4 protein-coding genes and 2 pseudogenes are annotated in these 11,706 nt (G+C 65.7%); 1 reads left to right on the forward strand and 5 read right to left on the reverse strand.

Annotation, left to right across the window (positions count from 1 at the left end; translation table 11 throughout):
- From ggt to KQ305_RS15465, 5 genes and pseudogenes are all read right to left on the reverse strand, one after another.
- Nucleotides 1–277 (reverse strand): annotated as a pseudogene (gene ggt, locus KQ305_RS15300) (gamma-glutamyltransferase); the annotation flags it as partial.
- Complete coding sequence (locus KQ305_RS15305; protein ID WP_259726263.1) at nucleotides 274–4,068, reverse strand: hydantoinase B/oxoprolinase family protein; 3,795 nt, start codon at nucleotides 4,066–4,068, stop codon at nucleotides 274–276. The gene KQ305_RS15305 and the pseudogene ggt, both read right to left, overlap by 4 nt.
- 5 nt (nucleotides 4,069–4,073) lie before the next feature.
- A complete protein-coding gene (locus KQ305_RS15310) occupies nucleotides 4,074–5,021 on the reverse strand; it encodes an SHOCT domain-containing protein (RefSeq protein ID WP_259726264.1) in 948 nt (315 codons plus the stop codon).
- Nucleotides 5,022–5,212: 191 nt separating this feature from the next.
- Complete coding sequence (locus tag KQ305_RS15315) at nucleotides 5,213–5,449, reverse strand: type II toxin-antitoxin system Phd/YefM family antitoxin (protein ID WP_259726265.1); 237 nt, start codon at nucleotides 5,447–5,449, stop codon at nucleotides 5,213–5,215.
- A 27-nt stretch (nucleotides 5,450–5,476) separates the two neighbouring features.
- Nucleotides 5,477–6,336, reverse strand: a pseudogene (locus KQ305_RS15465) (DUF5996 family protein).
- Nucleotides 6,337–6,624: 288 nt separating this feature from the next.
- On the opposite strand from KQ305_RS15465, the gene KQ305_RS15330 reads away from it, so the two are divergent.
- Nucleotides 6,625–11,706: hypothetical protein (locus KQ305_RS15330; protein WP_259726267.1), on the forward strand; the 5,082-nt coding region annotated here is incomplete at its 3' end.

Raw genomic sequence — 11,706 nt, forward strand, 5'->3', positions numbered from 1 at the left:
GGGTGACGGCCAGGGCGAAGGCGGTGGCCACGGCCCCGTCCACCGCATTGCCCCCCGCCCGCAGGATCCCGGCGCCGGCCGCCGCCGCCAGCGGCTCCTGGGCGGCGACGATGCCGCGGGCCGACCAGAGGGGCCGGAAGCGCTGCTCCCCCTCCTGCAGCACGTTGCTGCCCAGGGCGCCGGCGGGCTGAAGGGCCCCAGAAGGCTGGGCGAATGCCGCGGGTACGGCCAGCACAACCAGCGCCACCCCGATGGCCCCCCGGCGCCCGTTGCTCATGGAGGATCTCCGTTCAGGCCTGCCACCGGCGTGCCGTAGCCGCCGCCCCCGGGGGTGGCGATCTCCAGCAGATCGCCGGGCTCCACCGCCACCTGGGCGCAGCCGGGGAGGTCCTCGATCCGGCCATCGGCGCGCTCCAGCCGGTTACGGCCCACCGCCCCGTCACCGCCTCCGGCCAGGCCGAAGGGAGGCACCCGCCGGGAACCCGAGAGAATGGCGGCAGTCATCGGCGCCAGGAAGCGCAGCCGCCGCACCACCCCCTCGCCCCCAGGCCAGCGGCCCACCCCGCCACTGCCTGTGCGGATGGCGAAGCGCTCCAGCCGCACCGGGAAGCGGTCCTCGAGGATCTCCGGATCGGTAAGGCGCGAGTTGGTCATGTGGCTTTGCACGGCGCTGGCTCCGGCGAAGCCGCTGCCATCGGCCCGCACGCCCGCCCCGGTACCGCCGCAGATGGTCTCGTAGTACTGACTGCGCGCATCACCGAAGCTGAGGTTGTTCATGGTGCCCTGGGCCGCCGCCATCAGCCCCAGGGCACCGAACAGGGCGTTGGTGACCGCCTGGGAGGTTTCGACGTTGCCCGCCACCACCGCCGCCGGCGGGCGGGGATGCAGCAGGGAGCCCTGGGGCACCACCAGATCGAGCGGATCGAAGCAGCCGTCATTGAGGGGAATCGCCTGGCCCACCAGGCAGCGGAACACGTAGAGCACCGCCGCCCGGGTGATCGCAAGGGGGGCGTTGAAGTTGCCGGGCTGCTGGGGGGAGGTGCCGGTGAAATCCACCGTGGCCCGCCGTGCGGCCCGGTCGATCCGCACCGCCACGGCGATGCGGCTGCCGTCATCGAGCTCCACCGCATGGGAGCCGCCCTCGAGACGATCGATGACGCCGCGCACGGCTTCGGCGGCGTTCGCCTGCACATGGCCCATGTAGGCCAGCACCTCGGCCACACCGGCCCGTTCGACCAGGCGCTGCAACTCCTCGACCCCCAGCCGGTTGGCCGCCACCTGGGCCTGGAGATCGGCCAGCAGCTGCTCCGGGTTGCGCACCGGGTGGGGACCGGCCGCCAGCCGGTTGCGCCACATCGCCGCCTCGAAGCGCCCACCCCGCAACAGGGGCACGTTGGCGAGCAGCAGACCCTCCTCGCTGATGCTGCGGCTGAAGGAGGGCATGGAGCCGGGGCTGATGCCGCCCACGTCGGCGTGGTGACCGCGGCAGGCCACGAAGAAGAGCGGAGGCCCGGAGCCATCGGCAACGAACACCGGCGTGATCACGGTGATGTCGGGCAGATGGGTGCCGCCGGCGAAGGGATCATTGGCGGCGATGGCGTCGCCTGGCGCCAGCGGCGGCACCGCCCCCCGCGCCACCGCCGCCAGCAGCTCGCCGACGCTTGCCCCCATCGAGCCCAGGTGCACGGGGATGTGGGGGGCATTGGCCACCAACCGGCCTTCAGCGTCGAACAGGGCGCAGGAGAAGTCGAGCCGCTCGCGGATGTTGACCGAGCGGCTGCTCTGCTGCAGGCGTACCCCCATCTGCTCAGCGATGGCGGCGAAGCGATGGTTGTAGAGCTCCAGCCGCACCGGATCGGAGCCGGCGGGTTCCGGCGCCGCTGAGGGTTGCGGCAGCGCCAGCTGGGCCGTCGCGGCCAGGCCCGACGGCGTCTGGGCTTCCCCGGGTTCCCAGGCCAGCAGCAGTTCGCCACCCGCCAGCACCCGGCCCGTCCAACCCGGCTCGAGCACGGTGGTGCCGGTGGGTTCCACCACCAGGGCAGGCCCCCGCAGCCGCTGGCCGGTCGCCAGCTGCTCGCGCCGCCACAGGGGCACCAGGTGCCAGGCCATGGCCGGGCCAGCTCCGCCGGCGGCGGGGGGAAGCTCCGGCAGACACAGGGGGGTGAGCTCGGGGGTCGGCGGCGACCCGGCGCCGGCCGGGGCGTCCGGAGCCGGTGCGGGTTCGCCCTCCGCCACCCCGGCGGTGAGCTCCACCGTCACCCGCTCCACCACCAGCGCCTCACCGAATACCACATGGCCGAAGCGGCGGCGTTGCTCCGCCTCATAGGCCTCGCGCAGGGCCTCCGGCGCGGGCAGCCAGGGCACCTCCAGGCCGCGGTCGCTGCCGGCGCTGCGCAGCTCCAGCTGCACCCGCTGGCGACAGGGGACGCCAGCGGCCAGATCGCCGCAGGCCTCCAGATCGGCGCGCGCGGAGGCCTCCAGATCAGCGATGCTCTGCCTCAGCAGGGGCATGAGCGCGGCGGCAAGGGGGCGCCGCACGGGCTGCTCCCGCACCAGGCCCTGGGGCGCCAGGCCGATGCCGAGGGCCGACAGCACCCCGGCCAGGGGGTGGAGCAGCACCCTTTCGAGACCGAGACGCCGGGCCAGGGGGCAGGCGTGCTGGCCGCCGGCCGCGCCGTAGCTGATCAGCACAGCCTGGCGGATGTCGTGGCCCCGCTGGATCGAGATGCGCCGGATCGCCTCCGCCATCCTCTCGACGGCGATCTCCAGGGCCCCCAGGGCCACCGCCTCCGCCCCGAAGCCGGCGCCCCCGGCCGCCGTGAGCTGGCCTGCCAGATCGTCGAAGCGTTCCCGCACCAGGGGCGCATCGGCGGGCTGGTCGCCGCCGGGGCCGAACACCCGCGGCAGGGCAGCGGCCGGCAGGCGTCCCAGCAGCAGGTTGGCGTCGGTGACGGTGAGGGGGCCACCGTTGCGGTAGCAGGCCGGACCGGGATGGGCCCCGGCGGACTGGGGGCCCACCTGCAGGCGACCGCCGTCGGCATGGAGCACCGAACCGCCCCCGGCCGCCACGGTATGGATCGGCAGCATCGGCGCCTGCAGCCGCAGACCGACGATCTCGGTTTCGATGGCGCGCTCCCAGCCGGCGTCGCCGCGGCGACCATCGAAATGGAACACATCGGTGGAGGTGCCGCCCATGTCGAAGCCGAGGATCGGCCCGGTGGCCAGGCCGGCGGCGCGGGCGGCCGCCACGGCCCCCACCATGCCGCCGGCAGGTCCGGAGAGGATTGTGTCCTTGGCCAGCAGCCGCTTCGGTGCCTGCAGGGCGCCGCTGGAGGTCATCACCCGCAGGCGGGCATGGGGCCCGAGGGCGGCGGCCAACCGGTCGAGGTAGCGGCGCAGCACGGGTCGCACCGCCGCCTCCACCACGGCGGTGGCGCAGCGGGGCACCAGCCGGGGCTGGCGGCTGACGGCATGGGACAGCACCACCGGCCCGGCCCCGAGGGCCGTCAGCCAGGCGCCCAGCTGCTGCTCGTGGCCGGGCTCGCGATAGGCATGCAGCAGGGCCACGGCACAGCTCCGGTAGCCGTCGGCCAGGGCGCGACTCACCTGGTCGGCGAGGGCGTCGTCGAGCCGGAGCGGCGCCAGCTCCTGGCCGTCAGCCGCCAGGCGGCCCTCCACCTCGATCACCCGCACCCCCAGGGGACGGGGCAGCACGATCTGGAGGGCGAAGATGTCGGGGCGGTGCTGGTCGCCGATGCGGGGCAGATCGGCGAAGCCCCGGTTCACCAGCAGCAGCACCGGCTCCGCCCGGTGCTCCAGCAGGGCGTTGGTGGCCACGGTGGTGCCCAGGCGCACCTCCTCGATCACCCCAGGAGGAACACTCACTCCCGGTGCCAGCCCGAGCACCTCCCGCATGGCCTCCACCACGGGATCGACCGACGCCGCCTCGCCGTTGCCCGGGCGACGGGAGAGAACCTTGCGCACCACCCTCTCGCCCGAGGGGGAGATGGCCACCAGGTCGGTGAAGGTGCCCCCCCGATCGATCCAGAACCGCCAGGCGTCCGCCACGGGCGTCAGAGGCGGCTGAGCAACTCGGCCTTCTTGGCCGCGAATTCCTCCTCGGTGAGGATGCCCTTCTGCTTGAGCTCCCCAAGGCGCTCGAGGGTGGCGAACACGTCGGTGGCTGGCTCAGCGGCGGGCTCGGCGGCGGTGGGTTCGGGCCTGGCCCGAGCGGCTGCCGGTGGAGCGGCTTCTGGAGGCGCCGCCACAGGGGGCCTCGAGGGGGACTCGACCGCAGCCGGGGCGCCCACCGCCGCGAGGTGCGCCAGGCTGATGCTGCCGTCCCCTGTGCTGAACACCAGCCCGCCGCCGGAAGACTGCTGCTGGGAGGAAATGCCGGCGATCTGATGGCCGCTGGTGTCGTAGAGGCTGACCTGGCCGTTGACCTCCACCGCCAGCCGCCCGGCTGCGGGAAAATAGGCGTAACGCACCTCGTTCTGGGCACCGCTGGAGCTGGGGGTTCCCAGTTCAGGGGGCCACCAGCTGGCACGGGGGTCAGGGGTGAAGAGGGGAGCGGAACCGAAGTTCATCGGGACCATCGATCCCATGGGAGCCATCGGCGCCATGCCGCCGCTCACCTGCATCTGCTGACCACCACCGCTGGCTTGCTGGTGGAGGCCGGCGCCCCCCACCAGCACCTGGTGGCCGCCGCCGCTCTGGCTCTGGGACTGAAAGCTGCCGCTTGGGAACAGCTCGGGCTGGCTGGCGATCGTGGCGGCGAGCTCCCTGCAGACCCCATCCACCCGGGCCTTGAGCCCGTGGTTGAACATGTCGCCGAGCATCATCATCCCGCCGTTCATCCACTGGCCGGAGCCGGCGAGTTCCGGGTGGTTGAACTGGGCCATGCCGCCACGCCCCTTGAGCATGGCGAAGGTCAGGTGCAGCACGGCGTCCTGGCTGAAGCCATACCGCTGGGCCAGGTCGTTGACAACCTCGAGCCCTTCGGCCGTGAGTTTTTCCATTGCTAGGTCCTGTCGGAAGCCATGTCCGATGCAAAACCGGACAGAAAATTTTGTGCGATCCGAAAAGCTACCACCAGTCAACCCCACCTATCGACTTGATCCTTGGTCGGATCGGTCGACGCCTCAGGGCCAGACGAGCACCGTGGGGCCAAAACGGCGCAGTTTGTCGTCGCAACTGAGCAGCAGCCTCGTCACCGGCCCTCGGCCGGGCGTTCTGCCCCGGCCAGGTCTTCGAACAGATCAACGAGCGGAGCATTGAAGTCGGCCGCCCTCACGATCTGGCCGCGCATGGCACCCGGTGCCGCAACGGTCAGCCCCTCCGGCTTCCAGGCCACCAAGCGGGCGATCACCACCTCCTGCCCCTGCTCCACGTCCTGCAGGAGCTGGGAGAGATGGGTCTTGGCCTGGTGGACATTGACCATGGCCATGGCGGACGACAGGAACGAAGTCTTCGTTTAGTCCTGAAACCGAGGCCCAGTCTGCAACTCGAGTGCAGCCCGCTCCCATCCGGCGCCATCGGCGGCCGCCTCATAGGTGCTCTGCAGGAAATCAAGCAGCAGCGCGTCGGGCGAGGCGGCGTTCCGCACCTGCTCGTAAGGCAGCAGGAACTCCCCCAGGGATGGCTCCCAATGGGCCCCATCTGGACTGACGGCGGAAGCGGCGAAGCCGGCCGGCGCTGGGTAGGCATAGGAATAGAAGGCCGGATAGGCGATGCCGCCGCCACCGGGCCGGAAGCCGGCGCTGCTCACTTGATGGGAATAGGCCTCCCGCGCCACCCAGTCAGGGAAGTTGGGGATGCCACCGGGATGGGGAGGTGCCGGCCGGAGAAACGGGTCAGCGCCATATCGAAGCTGCCCCAGAAGAAATGAACCGGGCTGCATTTGCCCAGGAACCGGGCCCGGAACTCCTTGAACACCCGATCCGCCTGGAGCAGGGCGCGCCAGAAGCGCTGGGCCGCGTCCGGGTCGTACTGGTGATGAACCGTGTCCTGCTCGAAGGGGCTCTGGCAGGTACCGTCAGACAGGTGGTCGGATCGAAGGGCAGCTTGCTCACCACAAGCTCGCCAGTGGGGGAGCAGGCCAACATGTGGGTGAAGGTGGCACCCCGGTCGATCCAGAACCGCCAGCCGGCGCTCGTCGTGGCGACAGAAAAAGGAAGGGCCTGGTGAGGAGAATCGAGAACTGCAGAAAGAAAGCCATCCAAGAATGATGGGGGCCAAGTACGGCCTGGGCGCCAGTGGGATGGGACCACCAAGTTCAGGGGGGTCAAGCCGCAGCCCGCACCATTGTGATGTCGAATACAACCAACTGGGCACAGCTGCTCAGCAACCTTGTAAACCGCAAAAGCCACAAGTGCTGGAGACGCTGAACCGCGCCCCGTAACGACCTGGGACAGAACGTAAGCGGAGAAAGCCAAGCCAGCACACTGGCACCATGTCAGGTGCGATACATCGAATTCATCGATGATTGAACAGGGAACTGGAAGGCTGAAGCGATTGCTCAGCATAGAGAATAAGATTTATTACAGGCCTATCGTGACCCATGGCTGCGCAGAGAATCGGGTTAAGTTCAGGTGAGCAAAAATTCAGTTTGGATGAAAGCACATGGCTAGTTCGTCCTATTCGATCAACTTCAACGGCCTGCTGGCAGAGCTCGGGGAGCGGCAGATCTATACCTTTGAAGGCGTCGTCGGCGACCGGATCTACTTTGATGGCATTGATGCAGATCCGACCTTCCAGAACATTTCGTACAGCCTGATTGATCCATCGGGTGGCACGATTTTTAACAGCTTTGATCACACAGGTGACAGCGCTCCCGGCACCCTCACCCTTTCCGGAACTTACCAGATTGTCATCAGGGGTGATGCCAGCACGACAGGGGACTACAACTTCAACCTGATCAAGCTGAACCAGTCGCCGGTGCTCTCGCTGGGTACAACGATCAGCGATTCACTCACCCCAGGCCTTGAGAGCAACGTCTATCGCTTCACAGGAACCCGGGGACAACGGCTGCAGTTCGACAGCCTTCTTGGCTCAGCTACGTCCACCACCTGGACCCTCTATGGGCCCAACAATCAAGCGATCAACCCCTTCACCTTCGTCGGCTCGGATTTCAGCGTCACCCTGCCCACCGACGGTGAATACTATCTGATTCTCGATGGAACGAATAATGTCGCCAGCGTGAATTATAGCTTCCAGGTCAACGACATCAGTGATTCGCCCCCCGCCTCGCCAACAGCCTTTCCCTTCGTCCGCACCGGAACGGTCGCGGGCACGCCGGTCGACTTCACCTTCACGGCGGCCGCTGGAAAGCTGCTGTACTTCGACAGCCTGGATCAGGATTTTGATGGAGTCACTGTCACGATTCTGGATCCAAGCGGAGCGTTCCTGACATCAAGCAACGCAAGCAGCGACATCAACTTCCCCAGTGTACTTCCACGTTCAGGCACCTACACCGTAAGGCTAAATGGAACTGGTGATTTCAGTTTCCGACTTCTTGATGTGGCGGCCAATGCGACACCTCTGACCCTGGGAACCACTGTCACCGAGACCGTGACACCCACCTCAGGGGCACGGATCTTCAGCTTCACCGGCGCGGTGGGACAACGGCTGCTCTATGACGCCCTCGAGCAGGATTTTGACAGCGTTCAGACGTTTCTGATTGGGCCAAGTGGAAATAATCTAAGTGGCTTCTTCGTCAATGCCTCCAGTGACAGCGACATCTTCACCCTCAGCCAAGCGGGTACCTACTATCTGGTTCAGGAATCCACCGGACAGGGGGCAACGGATTTCAGTTTCCAGTTGCTGCAGACACCGGCCACGGATCTGGCCTTCGACGCGGTCACCAGCAGCACACTGGCACCCCTCGAAACCGAACTCTACCGTTTCACCGGAACGGCAGGCCAGCGGCTCGTCTTCGACAGCCAGTCGCCCTCGGCCTCCAGTGCCAACGTGTTTCTGCGTGGTCCCAACGGTGAGTCAATCACCAGTGGTAATCTCGCGTCCGACTTCGAGATCACGTTGACGCGCAGTGGCAGTCATATTCTCTATATCGACAGCAGCAGCGCGAGCAGCATCCCCTATACCTTTCAGTTGGTCACCCCCACCACCACCAGCACGGCGCTGACCCTCAGCAGCCCTGTGGCGGGAACGATCAGCGAACTGGGCGAGCAGGACATCTACACGTTTGCCGGCACGGCCGGCCAGCGCCTGATCTACGACGCCACAGTCAACAACGGCAATGCGCTGAGCGTCACGCTCCTCAGCCCGACTGGAGCGGTGGTTGGCAGCACGATCGACACTGACTTTGACGGCGGCCTTGTCACCCTCACCGAAACAGGCACCTATCAGCTGCTCGTGGAGGGGAATGTCGGCAGTGCCAACAGCACGGGCAACTACAACTTCAAGCTGATTGATGCCACCGCTGCCCCCACGATCAATCTTGACGCCGTCACCACAGGAACACTGACACCTGGGGCAGAAAGCGATTTCTATCGCTTCACGGCCGCAACTGGGCAGAGGCTGGTATTTGATGCCATCTCCTCCGTTTTTTCGGCAAACTTCCGTGTGTTCGATCAAGGGAACACCCAGATCACCGGAGCCAACATCGGCTTCGATACTGAATTTACGGTGCCAGAAGCCGGAACCTACTTGCTGGAGATTGAAGGTAACAGCACCACACCAGTCAGCTACAGCTTCCAGCTGGTCAGCCCCACCACCACTAGCACCCCGCTGACTCTGGGCAGTGCCGTCAACGGCACGATCAACGAGCTGGGTGAGCAAGACATCTACACGTTTACCGGCACGGTGGGCCAGCGCCTCTTCTACGACGCCACGGTCAACAACGGCAGGAGCATCTTCGCCACCCTCCGCAGCCCCGGTGGGGCGGTAGTTGGCAGCACGATCGACGCTGACTTTGACGGCACCCTTGTCACCCTGACGGAAACCGGCACCTATCAGCTGCTGATCGAAGGCATTGTCGGCAATCCCAACATCACTGGCAATTACAACTTCCAGCTGATCGACGTCACCGCTGCCACCACGATCAATCTTGATGCCGTCACCACAGGAACACTGACGCCTGGGGCGGAGAGTGAGTTCTTTCGCTTCACGGCCGCAGCCGGGCAGAGGCTGGTATTTGATGCCATCACCGGCAGTGGGGCTAACTTCGGTGTGTTCGACCAAGGGAACACCCAGATCACCGGAGCCAACATCGGCTTCGATACTGAATTTACGGTGCCGGAAGCCGGAACCTACCTGCTGCAGATCGAGGGCAACCAGTTTGCCACCACGCCTGTCAACTACAGCTTTCAACTGGTCACACCCACCACCACCAGCACTCCGCTGACCCTGGGCAGTGCCGTCAGCAGCACGATCAGCGAGCTCGGAGAGCAGGACATCTATACGTTTGCCGGCACGGCGGGCCAGCGCCTCTTCTACGACGCCACGGTCAACAACGGCAGGTCCATCTTCGCCACCCTCCGCAGCCCCAGCGGAGCGGTGGTTGGTAACACGATCGACGCTGACTTTGACGGCACCCTTGTCACCCTGACGGAAACCGGCACCTATCAGCTGCTCATCGAAGGCAGTGTCGGCTCTAACAACTCCACCGGTAATTACAACTTCAAGCTGATCGACGCTTCCGCAGCACCCACCCTCACTCTTGATACTGTCACCACAGGAACACTGACGCCTGGGGCGGAGAGTGAGTTCTATCGCTTCACCGCCGCGGCGGGCCAGCGCTTCGCCTTTGATGCCATCACCGGCAGTGGGGCGAGCTTCCTAGTGTTCGATCCGGGGAACACCCAGATCACGGCAGCCAACAACGGCTTCGATAATGAATTTACGGTGCCGGAAGCCGGAACCTACCTGCTGCAGATTGAAGGTAACCAGTTTGCCACCACGCCTGTCAACTACAGCTTTCAACTGGTCACACCCACCACCACCAGCACTCCGCTGACCCTGGGCAGCGCCGTCAACGGCTCGATCGGCGAGCTCGGGGAGCAGGATATCTATACGTTTGCTGGCACCGCGGGCCAGCGCCTCTTCTACGACGCCACAGTCAATAACGGCAACAGCCTGGCCATCTCGCTCCGCAGCCCCAGTGGGGTGCAACTGATCTTTTCCAGTGAAAGTGATTTCGATGGCAGCCTGCTCACCCTCACAGAAACCGGCACGTACCGGCTAACCGTTGAAGGGCTTGTCGGCAACGCCAACAGCACGGGCAACTACAACTTCAAGCTGATCGATGCCAGCACAGCCCCACCCATCACCCTGGGCACGCCTATCACTGGCATTTTAACCCCGGGTGCTGAATCAGATTTCTACCGCTTCAGCGGCACCGCAGGCCAGCGGCTCAATTTCGACAGCCTTGCCGTAGCAACGGGGGCCACCTGGCGTCTGTTTGATCCCAGCAATCAGCAAGTGGCAGGTTTCGGCGTAGGCGCAGGCACCGATTTCACGGCCTTTCTCGACGCGCCAGGAACCTACCTGCTGCAGATCGACGGGAACAGTGCCAGCGATGTCACCTACAACTTCACGGTGACAAACATCAGCGATGCCGCTCCCGCCACCCCCACCGCCTTCCCCTTCAGCCAATCGGGCTCGGTGTCCGGAGCTCCGGTCGACTTCACCATCACCGCAGCAGCAGGAAAGCTGCTCTTTGTAGACAGCCTCGATCCGGACTTTGACGGCGTTTCGCTCCAGATTCTCGATCAGGGGAATTTCAATTCCGCAATTTATACCGCCAATGCCGGCAACGATTCGGGGGCTGGTTTCGTTCTGCCGCGTTCGGGGAATTACACCGTCAGAGTCAACGGATCGGGCGACTACAACTTCCGAATCCTCGACCTGGCCGCCAACTCCACGGCCCTCAGCCTCGGCACTGCCACCAGTGGCCCCCTGGCGGCTGCCACCACGCAGGCCTTCCTCTTCAACGGCAGCGCAGGACAGCGACTCTACTTCGACTCGCTCGAGGAAGATGGGGACAACATCACCCTGGCCCTTCTGCGCCCTGATGGAAGCTCGGTTCTGGGGGGGAGTGGCGAAGCGGACAGTTTCCCGTCGTTCAGCCTGTCGGAAACGGGCCCCTACCACCTGCTGTTGCTCAACAGTACGGCGACGGCTGTCGATTTCAACTTCGCCCTGAGGGATCTTGCCACCGCCACGGCCCTAAGTTTCAACACCGTCACCAACGGCAGCCTCTCCCCCGGCCAGGAAACCGACCTCTACCGCTTCACCGGCACGGCCGGCCAGCGACTCGTCTTCGACAGCCAGACTCCTGGATTCCCCTCAGTCACCTGGAGGATCTTCGGACCTGCCAACCAATCCCTGGCCAACCAGAACATCACGACCGACCTGGAACTGAACCTGACCGCCGATGGCACATACACCCTGGCGATCGATGGCGCCAGCGCCACCAGCGTCAACTACAGCTTCAGCCTGGTCACCCCCGCCACCACCACCACCGCCCTCAGCCTCAACACCCCCGTCTCCGGCACGCTCGGCGAACTGGGCGAGCGCGACATCTTCACCTTCTCCGGAACAGTGGGACAGCGGCTCTTCTACGACGCCCTCACCAACGACTTCAGCAACAGCCTGGCCGCTCGCCTGATCGATCCCTCAGGCGACAACGTCTTCTTCATCACGCACTCCTCCGACAGCAACGGTCCCTTCACCCTCACCGAA

The sequence above is a fragment of the Synechococcus sp. CS-1332 genome (assembly GCF_025127995.1).
Lineage (GTDB): Bacteria > Cyanobacteriota > Cyanobacteriia > PCC-6307 > Cyanobiaceae > Cyanobium.

Coding starts and splice junctions, on each gene's coding strand:
- KQ305_RS15310 (WP_259726264.1), bottom strand. CDS start 5,021: ATGGAAAAACTCACGGCCGAAGGGCTCGAGGTTGTCAACGACCTGGCC.
- KQ305_RS15315 (WP_259726265.1), bottom strand. CDS start 5,449: ATGGCCATGGTCAATGTCCACCAGGCCAAGACCCATCTCTCCCAGCTC.